We start from the raw sequence: 20,368 nt of genomic DNA, 5'->3' as shown, positions 1-20,368 counted from the left end.
GGGGGTCACTCCGAGAGCGTGACTGCCGACTTCGCGACCTCGAGGTGCTGGCCCTGGCCGTCGAGCATCGCGGCCCCCTCCGCGTCGTCCACCCCGACCTGCGCGGCGAACCCGCCGGCGTGCGCGACGACGGTGCCCTGGAAGTCGACGCTGTCGCCCTCGGTGACCTGGTACGGGGACTCCCCCGCCTCGCCGGTGAGCTGGACCCACACCCGCTCGGTCTCGGACGTGCCGACCCAGAAGCCCTCGTCAGCGGGCACGGACAGCACCTGCACGGCGGTACCGGTCACCGGCTGCCCGGTCACCCCCGCGAGCGCGGCCGGGCCGTCGGCGCCGGCGGCCAGCTCAAGCACGGACCGGCCGTCCGCCGTCCGGATCTGACCGGCACCGGCCGCCGTGCCGCCGCCCGCCGACGGGCTCGCGGTGGCGGAGCCGCCGGTGGCGCCGCCCGTGGCCTCGGAGGTCGAGGACGAGCTGCTCCCACCCGTCGACGAGGCGGGGTCGCGGTCAGCGTCGTCGGAGCCGCACTGGCTGAGCAGCAGCGCGACGAGGAGCAGGATCGCCAGCAGGGCTGCCCCGAGGAGCAGGCCCCTGCGCCGTCCGCCTCCTCGGTTCCCGCCGCCGACGGGGGTGGCGCCGACAGGACGGGCGGGCTCGGACGGACGTGCTGCAGTCACTCGGGTGCTCCTCGGTCGGTGTACGCGCGCTCCCGCTCGGGAGAAGGGAGCCGGTAGCCGAGCCCCCGACGCGCACACTTACGTTGTAAACGGGCGCTAGACCAGGTCGAGCGGGTCCAGCTGCACGCGGACGTGCTCCGGCACCTTCTTCGCGCTGCGCACCCCCTGGACCGCGGCGAGCGCGTGCGCGAGCGCCGCGCCCGAGGCCCGCGGCACGCGCACCAGGTAGCGCTCGCGCTCCCCCTCCTGCCCCGGTCGCGGCCGCTCGGGCACCGGGCCGAGCAAATCGGCGTCCTCGGGCAACCGCAGCGCGGCGAGGAACTCGGCCAGCGCCGCGGGCGACGCGGTCAGCGAGGCCATCCGGGTCACCGGCGGGAACCCCAGCTCGCGCCGGTCGGCCACCTCGCGCTCGGCCAACCAGGCCGGGTCCCAGCGCACCAGCGCCTGGACGACGGGGTGGGCGGCGTCGGCGGCCACGATCACCTGACCCCCCGCCGAGGCGGGGCGCACGAGGGCCGCCGCGTTCATCCAGCGCCGCATCGCCTCCTCCCCCGCGCGCAGGTCCGCCCGGCCCAGCAGCGCCCAGGAGTCGAGCAGCAGGGCCGCGCCGTACCCGCCGTCGGCCACGGGTTCCGCGCCCGGGGTGGCGACAACGAGCGCCGGCCCGGCCGGCACGGTGTCCAGCACGCCGGTGGTGCTGCCGGAGGTCCGCACCACGGCCCCCGGGAAGGCGCGCGCCAGCTCCTCGGCGGTCCGGCTCTCCCCGATCACCGCGGCCCGCAGCTTCGTGCCGAGGCAGTGCGGGCAGTCGAAGGTCGCCGCCGGCCGGGCGCACCAGCGGCAGGCCGGGATGCGGCTGCCCCCGGGACCCGGTCTCGGCGAGATGCCCAGCGGACCCGAGCAGTGCGCGCAGCGGGCCGGCGCCCGGCACCGCGCGCACGACAGCGAGGGCACGTAGCCCCGCCGCGGCACCTGCACCAGCACCGGGGCGCCGTCGGCCAGGGCCTTGCGCGCGGCCGTGTGCGCGAGGGACGGCAGCCGCGCCGAACGCGCGGCGGGGTCGCGGGCCAGCTCGAAGTCGTCGCCCAGCGCCTGCACCCGTGGCGCGGCGGCCCGCAGCGCGGCCCGGTCCGCGACCAGCTCGTGAGCCCAGCCGGACTCGACCAGGACGGCGGCCTCAGCGGTGCGGGACGTCCCCGCGACCACCGCCGCGCACGAGTCCAGCCACGCGCGCTGCACCAGCACGTCGCGGGCGTGCGGGTAGGGCGCGTGCTCGTCGGCGTGCAGGTCGTCGCCGTCGTCCCAGATCACCACGAGCCCGAGGTCGCGCACCGGGGCGAACATCGCCGCCCGGGTGCCGAGGACCACCTGGGCGGCACCGCGGGAGGCGGCGAGGAAGCGGCGGTAGCGCTTCTCGGGCGAGTCGTCGGCGCGCAGCACGGTGAACGAGTGCTCGGGCAGCAGCTGCTCCGCCGCCGCCGTCAGCCGGTCGAGGTCCCTGCCGTCGGGGACGACGACCAGCGACCCCCGCCGTCCGGACAGCGTGGCCCGGCACAGCTCCACCAGCCGGGTCGGCCAGTCCTCCCCCGGCAGCGCGGTCCACACCGCCCGGGCGGGGCGGCCCTCCGCGAGCGCGGTGAGCAGCGCCGGGCCGGCCGGGTAGCGGGCGAAGCCGGCGGGGTCGGGCGCCTCCGGCAGCGCCGCCGGCGTGGGCGCCTCCCGCTTCTCCGCGGCGGCGCGGCGCGGGGGCAGGGCCAGTCGCAGGACGTCGCTGGCCGTGCCGGCGTACCGGTCGGCGACGGCGCGGACCAGGCGCGCGACCTGCGGGGTGAGCACCGGCTCGCCCGAGGGGACGTGCGAGAGGGGCTGCAGCGTGCCGGCGAAGTCGGTCGTGTCGGCGAGCTCCCACACCACGCCGTCGACCAGCCGGCCGTGGAAGCGCACCCGCACCCGGCAGCCGGCCTGCACGGTGTCGGCGAACTTCTCCGGGACGGCGTAGTCGAAGGGCCGGTCCAGGTGCGCGAGCGGCACGTCCACCACCACCCGCGCCACCACCGGGGCGGGGGCGGCGGGGGCGTCTGGCACGTCGGAGAACGCTACCCAGGGGCTGCGACAGAGTGCGCGGACCTCAGCCGTCCGTGCCGCGCTCGATCCCCAGGCTGGCCAGCAGGTCCTCGTGGAACTGGATCCACAGCAGGTGCAGCGAGTCCTGCTCGGGTGCGTCGACCCAGCGCCGCTCCCCCGCCTGGACCCGTCGGAGCGCCGCCGAGTAGCGCTGCCCGTAGCCGTCGAAGCGCTCCAGCCGGTCGGCCAGCTCCGCGCACAGCGCGACGAAGCTCCGCTCCACCGAGCTCAGCGTGCGGAGCACGCGTTCGTCCCAGCGCCAGTCGGTGTGGTCGTTGGCGGCCATCGGGTCCAGCCGGTCGGGGCGGATCTGCCAGTCGGTGCAGGCCGCCCCGAACCGCCGGTTCAGCGGCCGGAAGCGGGCGTGCACGTCCTGGACCGCCGGCCGGGCGCCCACCAGGTCGAGCTCACTGGCCAGTCGCCGCTCCCCCTCGGCCCGTCCGGCGTCGGTCAGCGACCAGCCGGAGCTGCCGCCGAAGGACGTCTGCTGCGCCCACCCCCGCGCCTCGGCGTCGAGCAGCGCCTCCTCCACGGCCGCGCGGTCCAGGCGCCACCGCCCGGCGATGCGACCCGGCGTCGGGAAGCCGAGCACCCGCACGCCGTGCAGGGCGAGGTCCTCGAGCGCCGACGGGTGGGCTCTCACCCGCGTCCGTCCAGCCGGCCGCTCACGCGGTCGAAGCGCTGTTGAGCGGCCTGCGGCGAGCTCAGCCCGAGCGCTGCGGAGATCCTCGACCAGGACAGCCCCGCCGCCCGGGCGGTGAGCAGGACCCCGGCCTCCAGCTCGTCGGCCTCCGCCCGGACGGCCGGCAGCAGCGCGAGCGCGGCCAGGACCGTGTCACGGTCCGGGGAGCCGTCGGCGGCCCGCCACAGGGCGAACCGGACGAGCTCGGAGGCCGCCGGCGGCTGGGCGCCGCGCGACCAGGGTGGCCGTGGCAGCGCGTCGCCACCGGCGGCGAGCAGGCTCCCCCGGGCGTCGGCCTCGCGCGCGGCACGGGCCTGGTCGTCGTCATGGGGTGCCATGACGACCAGGCTGCTGCTTCAACGGACCGTTGTCAACGATCCGTTGAAGAGTCAGACGGCCGCGCGCAGGGCCTCGACGCGGTCCAGGCGCTCCCAGGGCAGGTCCAGGTCGGACCGGCCGAAGTGGCCGTAGGCGGCGGTCGGGGCGTAGATCGGCCGCAGCAGGTCCAGGTCGCGCACGATCGCGCCCGGACGCAGGTCGAACACCGAGGTGATCGCCTTCTCCAGCGCCTCGTCGGCCACCTTCCCGGTGCCGAACGTCTCGACGAACAGGCCGACCGGGTGGGCCGCCCCGATCGCGTAGGCGACCTGCACCTCGCAGCGCTTGGCCAGGCCCGCGGCGACGACGTTCTTGGCGACCCAGCGCATGGCGTAGGCGCCCGAGCGGTCGACCTTCGACGGGTCCTTCCCGGAGAACGCACCGCCGCCGTGCCGCGCCATGCCGCCGTAGGTGTCGACGATGATCTTGCGGCCGGTGAGCCCGGCGTCGCCCATCGGACCACCGATGACGAACTTGCCGGTCGGGTTGACCAGCAGGCGGTGGCCGGTCGTCGGCAGGCCGAGGGCCGCCAGCTCCGGCTCGACCACGAGCTCCTCGATGTCGGGGGTCAGCAGCGTCTCGATCGAGATGTCCTCGGCGTGCTGGGAGGAGACCACCACGGTGTCGACGGCGACCGGCCGGTCGTCCTCGTAGACCACCGTGACCTGCGTCTTGCCGTCGGGCCGCAGGTAGGGCACCGAGCCGTCCTTGCGCACGGCCGACAACCGGCGGGACAGCCGGTGGGCCAGCGCGATGGGCAGCGGCATGAGCTCGGGGGTCTCGTCGGTGGCGTAGCCGAACATCAGGCCCTGGTCACCGGCGCCCTGGCGCTCGATCTCGTCGTCGGCCGAACCGGAGGTCCGCGCCTCGTAGGCGGTGTCGACGCCCTGGGCGATGTCCGGCGACTGGGCGCCGATGGAGACGCTGACACCGCAGGACGCGCCGTCGAACCCCTTGCGGGAGGAGTCGTAGCCGATGCGCAGCACCGTCTCGCGCACGATCGCCGGGATGTCGACGTACCCGGCCGTCGTGACCTCGCCGGCGATGTGCACCTGACCGGTGGTGATGAGGGTCTCGACCGCGACCCGGCTGCGCGGGTCCTGGGCCAGCATCGCGTCCAGGATCGAGTCGCTGATCTGGTCGGCGATCTTGTCCGGGTGGCCCTCGGTCACCGACTCGGACGTGAAGAGGCGGCGTGGCACTCGGTACTCCCTGGGATCGGCGGCGCTGACGGGGACTGCGGGTGCGCACGTTACCGGCGGGGGGCGACGGGAGGCGCCCCGGAGTGCTCTCAGCCCTCGGCGGGCGTACCGAGCCGGCTGCTGACCGCGGTCCAGATCCCGGCGGCGACGGCGTCCTTGGCGCCCGGCGGCACCTCGGTGGCGGACCCGTCGGACGCGAGCACGACGACCGCGTTCTCGGCGCGGCCGAAGACCTGCCCGCCCGAGACGTCGTTGACCACGAGCAGGTCGCTGCCCTTGCGGGCGAGCTTGGCGCGGGCGTGGGCGAGCACGTCGCCGTCGGCGTCGCCGGTCTCGGCGGCGAAGCCGACGACGAGCTGACCCGGCGTCCGCTTCGTGACCAGCTCGGCCAGCACATCGGGGTTGCGCACCAGCGGGATCGAGTCCGGCTCGCTGGCCGAGCCCTTCTTCATCTTGGTGGTGGCAACCTCGGCCGGGCGGAAGTCGGCGACAGCGGCGCTCATCACGACCACGTCGGCGTCCACCGACTCCGCCAGCATCGCGGCGCGCAGCTCCTCGGCGGTGCCTACGGGCACGACGCGGACGCCGAACGGCGCCGGGAGCTCGACGTTGGCCGCCACCAGGACGACGTCGGCGCCCCGGGCGGCGGCGACGCGGGCCAGCGCCCAGCCCTGCTTGCCCGAGGAGCGGTTGCCCAGGTAGCGCACCGGGTCCAGCGGCTCGCGGGTGCCACCGGCGCTGACGACGACCCGGCGTCCGGTCAGGTCCTGGGCGAGCGCGTCCGCGCCGTGCTCGAGCACGACCGCGGCGAGGGCCGCGATGTCGGCGGGCTCGGGCAGCCGCCCCGGACCGGAGTCGGGACCGGTCAGCCGGCCGACCGCCGGGGGCAGGACGACCGAACCGCGGCGTCGCAGCGTCGCGACGTTCTCCTGCGTGGCCGGGTGCAGCCACATCTCGGTGTGCATCGCGGGGACGAAGACCACCGGGCAGTGCGCGGTGAGCAGCGTGGCGGTGAGCAGGTCGTCGGCGCGCCCCGTCGCCGCGCGGGCGAGCAGGTCGGCGGTTGCCGGGGCGACGACGACGAGGTCGGCCTCCTGGCCGATCCGCACGTGCGCGACCTCGGGCACGTCGGTCCAGACGTCGGTGCTCACCGGGTTGCCCGACAGCGCCTCGAAGGTGGCGGCGCCGACGAAGTGCAGCGCGCTGGGGGTGGGGACGACGCGCACGTCGTGCCCCGACTCGGTGAACGCGCGCAGCAGCAGCGCGGCCTTGTAGGCGGCGACGCCACCGCTGACGCCCAGCACGATGCGGCTCATCCCGCCATCATCCCGCAGACACGACGACGCCCCCAGCACAGGCCGGGGGCGTCGTCATCAGTTCCAGTGACGTGCTGGAACGGCCCTGCTGCAGGGACCCACCGCGAGCGGAGCGAGTGGTGGGGGGCAGCGGGGTCCTTCTTTAGTTCTCGCCGGCGGTGTGGGCCAGCAGGCCCTCGTTGATCTCGCGCAGCGCGATCGACAGGGGCTTCTCCTGCGGAGCGGTGTCGACCAGCGGGCCGACGTACTCGAGCAGGCCCTCGGAGAGCTGGCTGTAGTAGGCGTTGATCTGGCGCGCGCGCTTGGCGGCGAAGATAACCAGGCCGTACTTGCTGGTGGTGCGCTCGAGCAGCTCGTCGATCGGCGGGTTGGTGATGCCCTCGGGGGCGGGTGCGACTCCGGACACGGGCGGGCGTGCTCCTTCAATCTCGAGATGCGCGCCCGTGCACTGGCAGGTCGGGCGACGGCGCAGTCAGCAATCCTACCAACTCGTCGGCGGCGCGGGCCACGTCGTCGTTGACGACCACCACGTCGAACTCCCCGGAGGAGTCCAGCTCGGCCTGCGCGATGCGCAACCGCTCGGACTGGACGTCGGCCGACTCGGAGCCCCGACCGGCCAGCCGGCTGACCAGATCGGCCCACGACGGCGGGGCCAGGAAGACCAGCTGGGCCTCCGGCGCCCGGGCCCGGACCTGCCGGGCGCCCTGCAGCTCGATCTCCAGCAGCGCCGGACGACCCGAGGCCAGCTGGACCCGGACCGGCTCGACCGGGGTGCCGTACCGGTTGCCGGCGTAGGCGGCCCACTCCAGCAGCCCGTCGGTGGCGATCAGCCGGTCGAACTCCTCGTCGCTCACGAAGTGGTAGTGCGCACCGTCCACCTCACCGGACCGGGGACGACGAGTGGTGACCGACACCGACACCCACACATCGGGGTGCCGGCGCCGGACCTCGGCGACGACCGTGCCCTTGCCGACCCCGGAGGGCCCCGAGAGAACGGTCAGTCGTGCCGGTGTCGCTGCTGCCACTCGTCGTCCTCGCCCGGTCGTGCGTGCGTCCTCGGCCCGGGTCAGACGACCTGGTCGCCGCCGAACTCGGACTCCAGCGCACGGCGCTGGTTGGCGCCCAGACCCCGCACGCGACGCGTCGGGGAGATCTCCAGGCGTTCCATGATCTTCGCAGCCCGGGCCTTGCCGACTCCTGGCAGGGACTCCAGGACGGCGGAGACGCGCATCTTGCCGATCACCTCGTCGGTCTCGCCCTGCTTGAGGACGTCACCGACCGTCGCGCCCTTGCTCTTCAGCCGCTCGCGGAGCTCGGCCCGCGCCTTCCGGGCGGCGGCGGCCTTCTCCAGTGCTGCTGCACGTTGTTCCGGGGACAGGTCAGGGAGGGGCATGGTGCAACCCAATCGTGTCGACGTCGGCCAGGAGGCCGACCGTGTTTCCGCTGGTACTGAGGTCGTGCAACGTGCTTCCGGAAGCGTGTCCGCCACCTGGGATTCCGGCAAATTCGCAGGTCAATGCCCCGCGGACCGACAGGGTGTCGATTGCGGCGTGTCGCCGTCGGCACGCAGGCATCAGAATCGGTCACGCAGCGTGATTCACCCTGTTCAGGGACGAAGTCGGCCGTTCCGGTATCGGAACGCGCTCGACGAGCCGCGCCGGCTCCTCATCCCGACACGCCGAGGATCCGACACGCCGTGAGCCCGCCTGGGACGCCGAGCTCAGGCGGCCAGCGCCTCGGCCCAGCGCTCGGCCGCGGTCCGCAGCGCGGCCGGTTCGGGCCCGGCGCCGAGCACGTCGCGGGACACGGTGGGGACGACCGCCGTCCCCGCGCCGAACAGCCGCCGCAGGTCGCTGACGGTCCCGCCCTGGGCGCCGAGCCCCGGCGCGAGCACCGGGCCGCGCAGGGCGGTCAGGTCCACGTCCAGCTCGGGCAGCGTGGCACCGACGACGATGCCGAACGAGCCCAGGGAGGGGCCGAAGCCGGCGGCCGCACCGGCCGGGTTCCAGCCGCCCACCGTGTCGACGACGGCCTGCGCGACGCTGCGGTCGCCCACCCGCGCGTGCTGGAAGGTCGCCGCGTCCGGGTTGGACGTTCGGGCCAGCACGAACAGGCCGCCGCCGGAGCGCTCCGCGGTGCTCACCGCCGGCGCCAGCGACTCCGGCCCGAGGTAGGGGCTGACGGTCATCGCGTCGACCTGCATCGGGTGCCCGGCGCGCAGGTAGTCGGCGTAGGCGGCCATGGTCGAGCCGATGTCGCCGCGCTTGGCGTCCAGCAGGACCAGCGCCCCGGCGGACCGGAAGGCGACCACGGCCTCCTCCAGGACGGCGAGACCGCGGGACCCGAAGCGCTCGTAGAAGGCCATCTGCGGCTTGACCACCGACACCGAGCCGGCCAGCGCCTCGACCACGGCGTCGGTGAACCGGCGGAGCCCGTCGAGGTCGTCCCCGACGCCCCAGCCGACCAGCAGCTCCCGGTGCGGGTCCAGGCCCACGCACAGCGGCCCGCGGTCGGCCACCGCCTCGGCCAGGCGCCGTCCGAAGGGGTGCTCGGTCACAAGGTCTCTCCCAGCTCGGTGATGCACTTCTGCGCGAGGAGCGGATCGGCGAACGCGCCGGCGGCGGACTGGACCGCACCGGCACCGGCGGCGATGAGCGCCTCGAACGACGTCGGGTCGGTCACCCCGCCCATCGCGAGGACGTCGAACCGCGCGCCGCCCGCGTCCCGCAGGGCGACCAGCCGGCGGGTGAAGTCCAGCGCGGGGTCGCGCACGGCGATGCCGGAGAGCCCGGCCAGCTCGCGCCCGGGGAACGTGGCCGAGCCGTCGCTGCGCCGCACCCGGCTCTGCACGGTGTTGATGCCGGCGATGCCGTCGACCAGCGGGGCCAGCCGCGGCACGAGCGCGGACAGCCGCTGCTCGTCGAGCCAGGAGAGCTTCGCGACCAGGCCGGTGCGGTCGTCCAGCGACCGGCGGACGTGCTCGACGACCGCGACGGTGGCGTCGGCGTCCAGGCACAGCGGCGGCTTCACCCCCGACGTGCTGAGCGTGTTCGGGCAGGAGAGGTTCAGCTCGACCACGGTGGCCCCGGCCTCCTGGGCCATCAGCGCGGTGCGGGCGAAGTCCGCCGCGAGGTCCTCGCCCTCCCCCATGACGCTGACCAGCAGGAGCTGCTCGTCGCCCACGGCCGCGAGCGCCCGCGAGAGGTCGGCCATCCACTCCGCCGGCTCCGGGGAGGGCACGCCGAACGAGTTGACGCTGCTGATCGCCGCTGACCCGGGCGCCGCCCAGTCCCAGGGGTCCGCGACGACGTCGGCGTCGGCCCCCGGGGCCAGGCTGGCCGTCTCCCGCGCGGCGACGACCCAGTTGGGCTGCTCGTTGGGCGGGTGGGCCCGGCCGCGCACGGTCTTGTAGGTCAGCACGTTCCAGCCGTTGGCGACGTTGTGCCGCACCCACGCCTCGCTGCCGTTGAGCACGCAGGCCGGGATGCCGATCGGGAAACCGACCGTGCGGCCGAGCAGCGGCCAGCGGCGGCGGGTGGTGGGCCGCTCCGGCAACCGGGGGCCCAGCGGTCGGGCCAGGTTGTCCCGGAAGGAGCCCAGGACGTCGTAGGCCGGGCTGAGCACGCCGTGGGCGGCGAGCAGGTCGGCGTGCCCGGCGACGTACAGCACCCGGGTCAGCAGCGGCAGGTCGCCGTCCCCCGTCTCGCCGGACGCCAGGCGCCCGGCGAGACCGGCGACGTCAGCTGCCAGCCGGTCCAGCTCCTCCTGCGGCGGCCGGCCGAACCGGGTGATCCCGGCGAGGAACGCCGCGGGCAGCCCGTCGACCAGCCCGCGGCCGACGAGCTCGTCCCGCAGCGTCCGGACGGCCTCCGTCACGGGCGGGGCCCGGCGAGCGCCGCGTGGACCTCCTGCAGGCTCCGCACCCCGATGCCGCCCTGGCGCAGCGCCTCGATCCCCTGCACCGCGGCGGCCATGCCCTGCACCGTGGTGATGCACGGGATGCCGGCGCTCACGGCCGCGGTGCGGATCTCGTAGCCGTCCAGCCGCGGGCCGCTGTTGCCCGGGGCGCCGAACGGGGTGTTGAACACCAGGTCGACGTCGCCGGCCTGGATGCGCTCGACCACGTTGCCCGGGCCCTCGCTGAACTTGCCGACCACCTCGGCGGCGACGCCGTGGCGGCGCAGCACCTGCGCGGTGCCGGTGGTCGCCAGCAGCGTGAAGCCGAGGTCGGCCAGCCGCTTGATCGGGAAGACCGCCGAGCGCTTGTCCCGGTTGGCCAGCGAGACGAAGACGGTGCCCTCGGTCGGCAGCGAGCCGTACGCGGCGGCCTGCGACTTCGCGAAGGCGGTGCCGAACCCGGCGTCCAGGCCCATGACCTCGCCGGTGGACTTCATCTCCGGGGACAGCACGGTGTCGACGCCGTAGCCCTCGACGGTGCGGAAGCGGTGGAACGGCAGGACCGCCTCCTTGACCGCGATGGGGGCGTGGTCGGGGAGGTCGGTGCCGTCCCCGGTGGCCGGCAGGACCCCGGCGGCCCGCAGGTCGGCGATGGACTCCCCCACCGCGACGCGGGCGGCGGCCTTGGCCAGCTGGACCGCCGTCGCCTTGGAGACGAACGGGACCGTGCGGCTGGCCCGCGGGTTGGCCTCGATCACGTAGAGGATGTCGTCCTTGATCGCGTACTGGACGTTCATCAGCCCGCACACGCCGATCCGCTCGGCCAGCTTCTCGGTGGCGCTGCGGATCTTGAGCAGGTCCGCCGAGCCGAGGGTGATCGGCGGCAGCGCGCACGCCGAGTCGCCGGAGTGGATGCCGGCCTCCTCGATGTGCTCCATGACGCCGCCGAGGTAGAGGTCGGCGCCGTCGTAGAGGGCGTCCACGTCGATCTCGACGGCGTCCTCCAGGAACCGGTCGACCAGCACCGGGTGCGCGGCGCTGACGTCGGTCGCCTTGGCGATGTAGGCCTCGAGCGTGGCGTCGTCGTAGACGATCTCCATGCCGCGGCCGCCCAGCACGTAGGAGGGGCGCACCAGCACCGGGTAGCCGATGGAGCTGGCGATCTGGTGCGCCTCGGCGAACGTCGTCGCCGTGCCGTGCTTGGGCGCGAGCAGCCCGGTGTCGGCGAGCACGCGGGAGAAGGCCCCGCGGTGCTCGGCGTCGTCGATGGCCTCCGGCGAGGTGCCCAGCACCGGGACGCCGGCGTCCTTGAGCCGCTGGGCCAGGCCCAGCGGGGTCTGGCCGCCCAGGGTGCAGATGACCCCGGCCACCGGGCCGGCCGCGCGCTCGGCCTCGACGACCTCGAGCACGTCCTCGAAGGTGAGCGGCTCGAAGTAGAGCCGGTCGGCGGTGTCGTAGTCGGTGGAGACGGTCTCGGGGTTGCAGTTGACCATCACCGCCTCGTAGCCGGCGTCCTGCAGCGCCATGACGGCGTGCACGCAGGAGTAGTCGAACTCGATGCCCTGACCGATCCGGTTCGGCCCGGAGCCGAGGATCAGCACGGCCTCCTTCTCGCGCGGCTGCACCTCGGTCTCCTCGTCGTAGGAGGAGTAGTGGTACGGCGTGCGGGCGGCGAACTCGGCGGCGCAGGTGTCGACCGTCTTGTAGACCGGGCGGACGCCGAGACGCCAGCGCAGCGCCCGGACGCCGTCCTCACCGGCGAGCTCGGGGCGCAGGGCCGCGATCTGCCGGTCGGAGAGGCCGTGCCGCTTGGCCCGGCGCAGCAGCGCGGCGCTCAGCGACGGGGTCTCGCGGACCTCCTCGGCCACCTCCTGGACCAGCGCGATCTGGTCGACGAACCACGGGTCGAACCCGCTGGCCTCGGCCACCTGCTCGACGGTGGCGCCGGCCGCGAGCGCGGCCTCCGCGGTGTAGAGCCGGCCGTCGACCGGGGTGCGGAGCGCCTCGAGCAGCTCCTCGGCCGACCGGGTCTCCGCCGGCGTCGTCCAGAAGCCGGAGGCCTTGGTCTCGGTCGACCGCATCGCCTTGCCCAGCGCCTCGGCGAAGTTGCGGCCCATCGACATGACCTCGCCGACGCTCTTCATCGTCGTGGTCAGCCGCGGGTCGGCGCCGGGGAACTTCTCGAAGGCGAACCGCGGGATCTTCACGACGACGTAGTCCAGCGTCGGCTCGAACGCGGCCGGGGTGACGCCGGTGATGTCGTTGGTGATCTCGTCGAGGGTGTAGCCGATGGCGAGCTTCGCCGCGATCTTGGCGATCGGGAAGCCGGTGGCCTTGGACGCCAGCGCGCTGGACCGGGAGACCCGCGGGTTCATCTCGATGACGACCAGGCGCCCGTCGGCCGGGTTCACCGCGAACTGGATGTTGCAGCCGCCGGTGTCCACGCCGACCTCGCGCAGCACCGCGATGCCGACGTCGCGCATCCGCTGGTACTCGACGTCGGTGAGGGTCATCGCGGGGGCGACGGTCACCGAGTCGCCGGTGTGCACGCCCATCGCGTCGATGTTCTCGATCGAGCAGATGACGACGACGTTGTCGCTGCGGTCGCGCATGAGCTCGAGCTCGTACTCCTTCCAGCCGAGCACCGACTCCTCGATGAGGACGGTGCCGACCGGGGAGTCGGCGAGGCCGTGCGAGGCCATGCGGCGCAGCATCGGCTCGTCGGTGGCGAAGCCGGACCCGAGCCCGCCCATGGTGAAGCTGGGCCGGATGACGACCGGGTAGCCGACCTCCTCGGCGGTCTCGATCGCCTCCTCGACGGTCGAGCAGACCCGCGAGCGGGGGGCGTCGGCGCCGATCGAGCGGACGATGTCCTTGAACTTCTGCCGGTCCTCGCCGCGGTTGATCGCGTCGACGTCGGCACCGATCAGCTGGACGCCGTACTTCTCCAGGACCCCGTTCTCGAAGAGGCCGATCGCGATGTTGAGCGCCGTCTGCCCGCCCAGGGTCGCCAGCAGCGCGTCGGGCCGCTCCTTGGCGATGACCTTCTCGACGAACTCGGGCGTCAGCGGCTCGACGTAGGTGGCGTCGGCGATGTCGGGGTCGGTCATGATCGTGGCCGGGTTGCTGTTGACCAGGCTGACCCGCAGGCCCTCGGCCCGCAGCACGCGGCAGGCCTGGGTGCCGGAGTAGTCGAACTCCGCGGCCTGACCGATGAGGATCGGCCCGGAGCCGATGACCATGACGTGCTGGATGTCGGTGCGCTTGGGCATCAGGCGTTCTCCCCGGTGGTGTGCTCGACGACCGGGGCGGGCCCGCCGGCGTGCACCTCGTGCGACCGGGCCTCCTCCATCAGGTCGACGAAGCGCTGGAACAGCGGTGCGGCGTCGTGCGGGCCGGCGGCGGACTCGGGGTGGAACTGCACGCTGAACGCGGGCACCTCCAGGCAGCGCAGGCCCTCGACGACGTCGTCGTTGAGGCCGACGTGGCTGACCTCGACCTGGCCGTAGGGGGTGTCGGTGGGCCGGTCCAGCGGCGCGTCGACCGCGAAGCCGTGGTTGTGGCTGGTCACGCGGACGGTGCCGCTGACCCGGTCGAGCACCGGCTGGTTCAGGCCGCGGTGGCCGAACTGCAGCTTGTAGGTGCCCAGGCCCAGCGCCCGGCCGAGGATCTGGTTGCCGAAGCAGATGCCGAACAGCGGCCGGCGTGCGTCGAGCACGCCCTTGACCGCCTCGACCGCGTAGTCGGCGGCGGCCGGGTCGCCCGGCCCGTTGGAGAGGAACACGCCGTCCGGCCCGGCCGCGAGCAGCTCCTCGGCGGTGGCGGTGGAGGGCAGCACGTGCGTCTCCACGCCGAGCTCGGCGAGGTGCCGCGGGGTGGCGGTCTTGATGCCGAGGTCGAGCGCGGCGATGGTGAACCGCTTCTCCCCCACCGCCGGGACGACGTAGGCCTCGGTCGTGCTCACCGTGGGCGCGAGGTCCGCGCCCGTCATGCCCTCGGCGGCGGTGACCCGGGCCAGCAGCTCGTCGGCGGAGAGCTCGGTGCTGATGCCGGCGCGCATCGCGCCCCGGTCGCGCAGGTGCCGGGTGAGCGCGCGGGTGTCGATGCCGCTGATGCCGACGACGCCCTGGGCGATGAGCTCGTCGTCCAAGCTGCCGGTGGCCCGCCAGTTGGCCGGGCGGCGGGCGGGGTCGCGCACGACGAAGCCCGCGACCCACATCCGGCTGCTCTCGTCGTCCTCGTCGTTGACCCCCGTGTTGCCGATGTGGGGTGCGGTCATGGCGACGATCTGCCCGGCGTAGCTCGGGTCGGTCAGCGTCTCCTGGTAGCCGGTCATGCCGGTGGCGAAGACCGCCTCGCCGACCGTCGTCCCGGTCGCGCCGTAGGACTCGCCCCGGAACGTGCGCCCGTCCTCGAGGACGAGCAGAGCCTCACTCACTTGACTGCCTTTCCGTCCAGAACGGTCGGCGTCCCCCGGAGGAACGTCGCGACCACCCGGCCGGGGAGCTCCCGGCCGGCATAGGGGCTGTTGCGGCTGCGGCTGGCCAGCGCCGCGGGGTCGACCGTCGAGCGCGTGGTGGGGTCCACCAGCACCAGGTTGGCCGGCTCGCCGGGGGCGATGGGACGACCGTGCCCGTCCAGGCGGCCGATCGCCGCGGGCCGGACCGACATCCGGTCGGCGACCCCGGCCCAGTCGAGGCGGCCCGGCTCGACCATCGTCTCGATCACCACCGAGAGCGCCTGCTCCAGCCCGAGCATGCCGGGCCGGGCCGAGGCCCACTCGCTCTCCTTGTCCTCCACCGCGTGCGGGGCGTGGTCGGTGCCGACGGCGTCGATCGTGCCGTCGGCCAACCCGAGCCTCAACGCGACCACATCCACGTCCGTCCGGAGCGGCGGGTTCACCTTGAACACCGGGTCGTAGGACTCGGCGCACTCGTCGGTGAGCATCAGGTGGTGCGGGGTGACCTCGGCGGTCACCTGCACGCCGCGCGACTTGGCCCAGCGGAGGATCTCCACGGAGCCGGCGGTCGAGACGTGGCAGACGTGCAGCCGCGCGCCGACGTGCTCGGCCAGCAGCACGTCGCGGGCGATGATCGCCTCCTCGGCGGCGGCCGGCCAGCCGGTGAGGCCGAGCCGCGCCGAGCGGTCGCCCTCGTGCATCTGGGCGCCCACGGTCAGCCGGGGCTCCTCCGCGTGCTGGGCGACGACGCCGTCGAAGGCCTTCACGTACTCCAGCGCCCGCCGCATGAGCGCCGGGTCGGAGACGCAGTGCCCGTCGTCGGAGAACACCCGCACGCGGGCGGCGGAGTCGGCCATCGCGCCGAGCTCGGCCAGCCGCTCCCCCGCGAGGCCCACCGTCACCGCGCCGACCGGGACGACGTCGACCAGGCCCGCCTCCTGGCCCAGCCGCCACACCTGCTCGACGACGCCGGCGGTGTCGGCGACCGGGTCGGTGTTGGCCATCGCGTGCACCGCGGTGAACCCGCCGAGCGCCGCCGCGCGGCTGCCGGTCTCGACGGTCTCGGCGTCCTCGCGGCCGGGCTCGCGCAGGTGCGTGTGCAGGTCGACCAGGCCCGGGAGCGCGATCAGCCCGTCCGCCTCGACGACCTCGGCGCCGGTGGCGCTCAGCGAGTCGCCGATCGCGGCGATCCGGCCGTCTTTCACCAGGATGTCGACGGCGTCGCCACCGAGGGGCTTCGCGCCCTTGATCAGGTAGTTCGTCACTGGGGCGAGCCTCCGAGCAGCAGGTACAGGACGGCCATCCGGGTCGAGACCCCGTTGGCGACCTGCTCGACGATCGTGGAGCGGACGGAGTCGGCCACCTCGGCGGCGATCTCCATGCCGCGGTTCATGGGCCCCGGGTGCATGACGATGGCGTCGTCGGGCAGGGCGGCCATCCGGCGGGCGTCCAGGCCGTAGCGGCGGCTGTACTCGCGGGCGCTGGGGAAGAACGAGGCGTTCATCCGCTCCCCCTGCACGCGCAGCATCATCACGACGTCGCTCTTGGGCAGCACCGCGTCCAGGTCGTAGCCGACCTCGGCCGGCCAGCTGCCCACGCCCACCGGGAGCAGCGTGGGCGGCGCGACCAGGGTCACCTCCGCGCCCAGGGTGTGCAGCAGACGGACGTTGGAGCGGGCCACGCGGCTGTGCAGGACGTCGCCGACGATCGTCACCCGCACGCCCTCGAGCCGGCCGAGCCGGTGGCGGATCGTGTACGCGTCGAGCAGCGCCTGCGTGGGGTGCTCGTGGGTGCCGTCACCGGCGTTGACCACGCTGCCCTTGACCCAGGAGGCCAGCCGGTGCGGGGCCCCGGAGGCGGAGTGGCGGACGACGACGCCGTCGGCGCCCATGGCCTCCAGCGTCAGCGCGGTGTCCTTGAGGCTCTCGCCCTTGGAGACGCTGCTGCCCTTGGCCGAGAAGTTGATGACGTCGGCCGACAGCCGCTTGGCCGCCAGCTCGAAGGAGATCCGGGTGCGGGTCGAGTCCTCGTAGAAGAGGTTCACCACGGTGCGCCCGCGCAGGGTGGGCAGCTTCTTGACCTCGCGGCCGGCCAGGGCCTGCTCGATCTGCGCCGCGGTGTCGAGCACCAGCGTCGCGTCGTCCCGGTCCAGGTCGGCGGCCTCCAGCAGGTGGCGCTTCACCGTGCCCCCTCCTCCACGAGCACCTCGTCGGTGCCGTCGATCTCCGCCAGGTGCACCCGCACCTGCTGCGACCGCGACGTCGGGACGTTCTTGCCCACGTAGTCGGCCCGGATCGGCAGCTCGCGGTGGCCCCGGTCGACGAGCACGGCCAGCTGGACCGCCTGGGGGCGGCCCAGGTCGCGCAGCGCGTCCAGCGCCGCGCGCACCGACCGGCCGGAGAACAGGACGTCGTCGACCAGGACCACCAGCCGGTCGTCGATGCCGCCGTCGGGGAGCACCGTGGACTCCAGCGCCCGGACCCCGCGCAGCCGCAGGTCGTCGCGGTAGAGCGTGATGTCGACCGTGCCGACGTCGACCGACACCCCGGAGAAGGCCTCGATGCGGGCGGCGAGGCGGCGGGCCAGCGGGGCACCGCGGGTGGGGATGCCGACCAGCACGAGCTGCGGGAGGCCGTCAGCGGCCGTGGCGGCGCGCTCGATGAGCTGGTGCGCGATCCGGTCGACGACGCGGGCGACGTCGGCGGCGGAGAGCAGGGCAGGCTGGGGCGTGCGGGCCATCAGGCCTCCTTCCCCGCCTCACTGGACGGGTCGTTAAAGGAGTGGTCGGACCGGCTGCGACGGTACTGCACCCGGCCCCCGCGACCGCCGCCGGGCCAGGGCGTACGCGCGTCCGGCCACGGTCCGTGGCGGCGCGCTCACCCCCCTCGCGGGTGAGCAGGCCGCCTGTTGTGATCCAGGCTCGGCCAGTACGCTGCGTGACGACCAGCACCCATCCGAGACGACGGACAGTGAGCAGACGCAGATGAGCACCGACTACTCACGGGCCCTCGGCGCCCGGCTCCGCGCGATCCGCAACCAGCAGGGCCTGTCCCTCCAGGGCGTGGAGGACAAGTCGCACGGCCGCTGGAAGGCGGTCGTCGTCGGGTCCTACGAACGTGGCGACCGCGCGGTCACCGTGCAGCGCCTGTCGGAGCTCGCCGTCTTCTACGGCGTGCCGGTCTCCGAGCTGCTGCCCGACCCGCGGCCCAGCTCCGCGGTGACCTCGACCAACAAGATCGTGCTGAACCTCGAGTCGCTGGGGTCGCTGCCCGCCGACGAGGCCGGCCCGCTCGCGCGCTACGCCTCGACCATCCAGGCGCAGCGGCACGACTACAACGGCAAGGTCCTCTCCATCCGCGCCGAGGACCTCAAGTCGCTGGCGATCATCTACGACATGAGCCCCGACGAGCTCACCTCGCGGCTGATCGAGTGGGGCGTCCTGTCCCCCGGCATGGAGGGCATCGTCGGCTCCGGTGGCGACGACGACCTCGAGGAGGACGTCGACGACTCCTGGGGCGACCGCCGGCGCTCGCCGCGCTGATCCGCTGACCGAGGGCCCCTGCCGCACGACGCGGCGGGGGCCCTTCCTCGTTCCCGGCTCCGCTCCGACACGCGCGCCGGACGCTGTCCCCGGCTCGGCCGTTGTGCCAGGGTGCTCGCACTCCGGGCCGCGTGCCCGCTGCTGAGGAGGACAGGCATGCCGGCAGTGGAGATGGTGGGCGTCTCGAAGACGTACCGCCGACGGGGCGGTCAGCCGTTCCGCGCGCTCGACGACCTGCACATGACCGTGCAGTCCGGCGGCGTGCACGGCCTGCTCGGGCCGAACGGCTCGGGCAAGACGACGTCGATCCGCGTGCTGCTGGGCCTGGTGCGCCCCGACGCCGGCGCCGGGCAGATGCGGCTGCTCGACCGCCCCGTGCCCGCGGAGCTGGGCGGCGTGATCGCCGACGTCGGGGCGCTGGTCGAGACCCCGCTCTTCTCCCCGGGGCTCTCCGGCCGGATGAACCTGCGGCTGCTGGCCGAGGCCGCGGGCGTCTCCCGTGCCCGGATCGAGGAGTGCCTGGACCTCGTCGACCTGCGCGACCGCGCCGGCGACCGGTTCAAGGGCTACTCGCTCGGCATGAAGCAGCGGCTCGGCATCGCGGCCGCCCTGCTCAAGGCGCCGCGGCTGCTGATCCTCGACGAGCCGAGCAACGGGCTGGACCCGGCCGGGATCAAGGACGTGCGCGAGCTCGTCCGGCGGCTCGGCCACGACGGCCGCACCACGGTGCTGGTCAGCTCGCACCTGCTCGGCGAGGTGCAGCAGATGTGCGACTCGGTCACGATCCTCGCCCGCGGCCGCCAGGTCGCCTCCGGCCCGGTGGCCCAGGTGCTGTCCCGCGCCGGCACGGGCGACGTCCGCGTGGGCGTGCCGGATCCCGCGGCTGCGGCCGCGGTCCTCGCCGCCGCCGGCTACTCCGTCTCCCCCGCCCCGGACGGCCAGGTGCTCGTGCACGGCTCGCCCGCTCCCGGCGCCATCACCCGCGTGCTCGCCGAGCACGGCCACTACGTCGAGGAGCTGGTCCGCGTGACCCCCGACCTGGAGAGCGCGTTCCTCGCCATCACCGGGGCGCAGGCGTGAGCGCGGCTACCCAGCAGCCGAAGGCGCCGGCCGGGCCCGAGGGCGACCGGCGCGGCGGCAGCCTGCTGCGCAGCGAGCTCCTCCGGTTCACCACGCGCCGGTTCATCCAGGTGCTCCTCGGCCTGGCCGTCCTCGGCTGGCTCGGCGCCATCGGCATCGGTCTGGCCTCCTTCGACCACCCCACGGAGGCCGACTACGCCGTCGCGCAGGAGACCTTCGAGCAGGCGCGCGAGGACGACGAGCAGTGGCGGGAGGAGTGCGCCGCGCAGGCCGAGGAGGCCGGGCAGGCGGTCGACGACTTCTGCGGCCCGCCGATGACGGTGGAGGACTTCCTCCAGGTGCAGCCGTTCGACCTGGCCTCGAACGCAACCCCCGGGACGATGGGCTTCGCCGCCGCGGCCTCGGTGCTGGCCTTCCTGGTGGGCGCCACCTGGATCGGCGCCGAGTGGTCGAACCGGTCGATCGTGGCGCTGCTGTTCTGGGTGCCGAACCGGCTCACGGTCATGGGCGCCAAGGTCGTCGTCCTGGCGCTCGCCGCCGCGGTCATCGGTGCCGCGGCCCAGGCTGCCTGGCTGCTGATGGCCTGGATCCTGGACTCCGCGGCCGGCTCGGGCCGCGAGCTGCCCGACGGGTTCTGGGACGAGCTGCTGGCGGCGCAGGGACGCGCGGTCGTGCTCACCGTGCTGATCGCCCTGCTCGGCTTCGGGCTGGCCAACCTCACCCGGAACACCGGCGCGGCGCTGGGCGTCGCCTTCGTCTACTTCGCGATCCTGGAGAGCGCGCTGCGGGGCTTCGTGGGGCTGTCGGCCGACCGCTGGAGCCTGCTGGTGAACGCCGTCGCCCTCGTGCTCCCGGGTGGGACCCGGATCTACGACTACTCGACCGACTTCGCCACCGAGCCGCCGTCCTACCTGGTCACCAACCTGCACGGTGGGCTGGTCGTCGGCCTGTACGTCGCGGTGGTCGTCGGGATCGGCACCTGGCTGTTCGCCCGCCGCGACCTGCACTGAGC

19 protein-coding genes are annotated in these 20,368 nt (G+C 74.2%); 3 read left to right on the top strand and 16 right to left on the bottom strand.

Annotation, left to right across the window (positions count from 1 at the left end):
* Positions 1 to 5: 5 nt before the first annotated feature.
* The 16 genes from DQ244_RS15085 to pyrR form a co-directional block, all read right to left on the bottom strand.
* Complete coding sequence (locus tag DQ244_RS15085) at positions 6 to 677, bottom strand: hypothetical protein (RefSeq protein ID WP_113812291.1); 672 nt, start codon at positions 675 to 677, stop codon at positions 6 to 8.
* A 96-nt stretch (positions 678 to 773) separates the two neighbouring features.
* Positions 774 to 2,762: a primosomal protein N' gene (locus DQ244_RS15080; RefSeq protein WP_233491554.1), complete on the bottom strand. Its 1,989-nt coding sequence runs from the start codon at positions 2,760 to 2,762 to the stop codon at positions 774 to 776.
* 43 nt (positions 2,763 to 2,805) lie between these two features.
* Complete coding sequence (locus DQ244_RS15075; protein WP_113812290.1) at positions 2,806 to 3,444, bottom strand: transcriptional regulator; 639 nt, start codon at positions 3,442 to 3,444, stop codon at positions 2,806 to 2,808.
* Positions 3,441 to 3,821, bottom strand: coding sequence for a hypothetical protein (locus DQ244_RS15070; RefSeq protein ID WP_113812289.1), 381 nt, complete (start codon positions 3,819 to 3,821; stop codon positions 3,441 to 3,443). The genes DQ244_RS15075 and DQ244_RS15070 overlap by 4 nt, the downstream gene beginning before the upstream one ends.
* Before the next feature lie 51 nt (positions 3,822 to 3,872).
* Entirely contained in the window at positions 3,873 to 5,063 is a 1,191-nt protein-coding gene (gene metK / locus DQ244_RS15065) for a methionine adenosyltransferase (RefSeq protein ID WP_113812288.1), read from the bottom strand.
* Positions 5,064 to 5,152: 89 nt separating this feature from the next.
* Positions 5,153 to 6,379 carry a bifunctional phosphopantothenoylcysteine decarboxylase/phosphopantothenate--cysteine ligase CoaBC gene (gene coaBC / locus DQ244_RS15060; protein ID WP_113812287.1) on the bottom strand — a complete coding sequence of 409 codons (1,227 nt, stop codon included), beginning with the start codon at positions 6,377 to 6,379 and terminating at the stop codon, positions 5,153 to 5,155.
* A gap of 142 nt (positions 6,380 to 6,521) precedes the next feature.
* On the bottom strand, positions 6,522 to 6,785 hold the full coding sequence (gene rpoZ, locus DQ244_RS15055) for a DNA-directed RNA polymerase subunit omega (protein WP_113812286.1): 264 nt from the start codon (positions 6,783 to 6,785) through the stop codon (positions 6,522 to 6,524).
* 16 nt (positions 6,786 to 6,801) lie between these two features.
* The gene (gmk, locus tag DQ244_RS15050; RefSeq protein ID WP_113812285.1) at positions 6,802 to 7,404 is read right to left on the bottom strand and encodes a guanylate kinase; all 603 of its coding nucleotides are present in this window, start codon (positions 7,402 to 7,404) and stop codon (positions 6,802 to 6,804) included.
* A 41-nt stretch (positions 7,405 to 7,445) separates the two neighbouring features.
* Entirely contained in the window at positions 7,446 to 7,772 is a 327-nt protein-coding gene (mihF, locus tag DQ244_RS15045; protein ID WP_104525303.1) for an integration host factor, actinobacterial type, read from the bottom strand.
* A gap of 327 nt (positions 7,773 to 8,099) precedes the next feature.
* The gene (gene pyrF, locus DQ244_RS15040) at positions 8,100 to 8,936 is read right to left on the bottom strand and encodes an orotidine-5'-phosphate decarboxylase (protein WP_113812284.1); all 837 of its coding nucleotides are present in this window, start codon (positions 8,934 to 8,936) and stop codon (positions 8,100 to 8,102) included.
* A complete protein-coding gene (locus DQ244_RS15035; protein WP_233491543.1) occupies positions 8,933 to 10,255 on the bottom strand; it encodes a dihydroorotate oxidase in 1,323 nt (440 codons plus the stop codon). Before DQ244_RS15035 ends, pyrF begins: the two co-directional genes overlap by 4 nt.
* Positions 10,252 to 13,548, bottom strand: coding sequence for a carbamoyl-phosphate synthase large subunit (carB, locus tag DQ244_RS15030; protein ID WP_113812283.1), 3,297 nt, complete (start codon positions 13,546 to 13,548; stop codon positions 10,252 to 10,254). The genes DQ244_RS15035 and carB overlap by 4 nt, the downstream gene beginning before the upstream one ends.
* Positions 13,548 to 14,714 carry a glutamine-hydrolyzing carbamoyl-phosphate synthase small subunit gene (gene carA / locus DQ244_RS15025; protein WP_113812282.1) on the bottom strand — a complete coding sequence of 389 codons (1,167 nt, stop codon included), beginning with the start codon at positions 14,712 to 14,714 and terminating at the stop codon, positions 13,548 to 13,550. The genes carB and carA overlap by 1 nt, the downstream gene beginning before the upstream one ends.
* The gene (locus DQ244_RS15020; protein WP_113812281.1) at positions 14,711 to 16,000 is read right to left on the bottom strand and encodes a dihydroorotase; all 1,290 of its coding nucleotides are present in this window, start codon (positions 15,998 to 16,000) and stop codon (positions 14,711 to 14,713) included. The genes carA and DQ244_RS15020 overlap by 4 nt, the downstream gene beginning before the upstream one ends.
* Positions 15,997 to 16,917: an aspartate carbamoyltransferase catalytic subunit gene (locus DQ244_RS15015; protein ID WP_113812280.1), complete on the bottom strand. Its 921-nt coding sequence runs from the start codon at positions 16,915 to 16,917 to the stop codon at positions 15,997 to 15,999. The genes DQ244_RS15020 and DQ244_RS15015 overlap by 4 nt, the downstream gene beginning before the upstream one ends.
* Positions 16,914 to 17,474, bottom strand: coding sequence for a bifunctional pyr operon transcriptional regulator/uracil phosphoribosyltransferase PyrR (gene pyrR / locus DQ244_RS15010; RefSeq protein WP_113812279.1), 561 nt, complete (start codon positions 17,472 to 17,474; stop codon positions 16,914 to 16,916). Before pyrR ends, DQ244_RS15015 begins: the two co-directional genes overlap by 4 nt.
* A 244-nt stretch (positions 17,475 to 17,718) precedes the next feature.
* Here pyrR and DQ244_RS15005 point away from each other — a divergent pair, with 244 nt between their 5' ends.
* From DQ244_RS15005 to DQ244_RS14995, 3 genes are all read left to right on the top strand, one after another.
* Positions 17,719 to 18,276, top strand: a complete 558-nt coding sequence (locus DQ244_RS15005) for a transcriptional regulator (protein WP_113812278.1) — start codon at positions 17,719 to 17,721, stop codon at positions 18,274 to 18,276.
* A gap of 156 nt (positions 18,277 to 18,432) precedes the next feature.
* Positions 18,433 to 19,356, top strand: a complete 924-nt coding sequence (locus DQ244_RS15000; protein WP_113812277.1) for an ABC transporter ATP-binding protein — start codon at positions 18,433 to 18,435, stop codon at positions 19,354 to 19,356.
* Entirely contained in the window at positions 19,353 to 20,366 is a 1,014-nt protein-coding gene (locus tag DQ244_RS14995) for an ABC transporter permease subunit (RefSeq protein ID WP_113812276.1), read from the top strand. Before DQ244_RS15000 ends, DQ244_RS14995 begins: the two co-directional genes overlap by 4 nt.
* Positions 20,367 to 20,368: the final 2 nt, after the last annotated feature.

The sequence above is a fragment of the Blastococcus sp. TBT05-19 genome, assembly GCF_003319095.1.
Lineage (GTDB): Bacteria > Actinomycetota > Actinomycetes > Mycobacteriales > Geodermatophilaceae > Blastococcus.
This window is presented reverse-complemented; position numbering and strand designations above follow the sequence as displayed.

Coding starts and splice junctions, on each gene's coding strand:
- DQ244_RS15070 (WP_113812289.1), bottom strand. CDS start 3,821: ATGGCACCCCATGACGACGACCAGGCCCGTGCCGCGCGCGAGGCCGAC.
- coaBC (WP_113812287.1), bottom strand. CDS start 6,379: ATGAGCCGCATCGTGCTGGGCGTCAGCGGTGGCGTCGCCGCCTACAAG.
- mihF (WP_104525303.1), bottom strand. CDS start 7,772: ATGCCCCTCCCTGACCTGTCCCCGGAACAACGTGCAGCAGCACTGGAG.
- carB (WP_113812283.1), bottom strand. CDS start 13,548: ATGCCCAAGCGCACCGACATCCAGCACGTCATGGTCATCGGCTCCGGG.
- pyrR (WP_113812279.1), bottom strand. CDS start 17,474: ATGGCCCGCACGCCCCAGCCTGCCCTGCTCTCCGCCGCCGACGTCGCC.
- DQ244_RS15005 (WP_113812278.1), top strand. CDS start 17,719: ATGAGCACCGACTACTCACGGGCCCTCGGCGCCCGGCTCCGCGCGATC.
- DQ244_RS15000 (WP_113812277.1), top strand. CDS start 18,433: ATGCCGGCAGTGGAGATGGTGGGCGTCTCGAAGACGTACCGCCGACGG.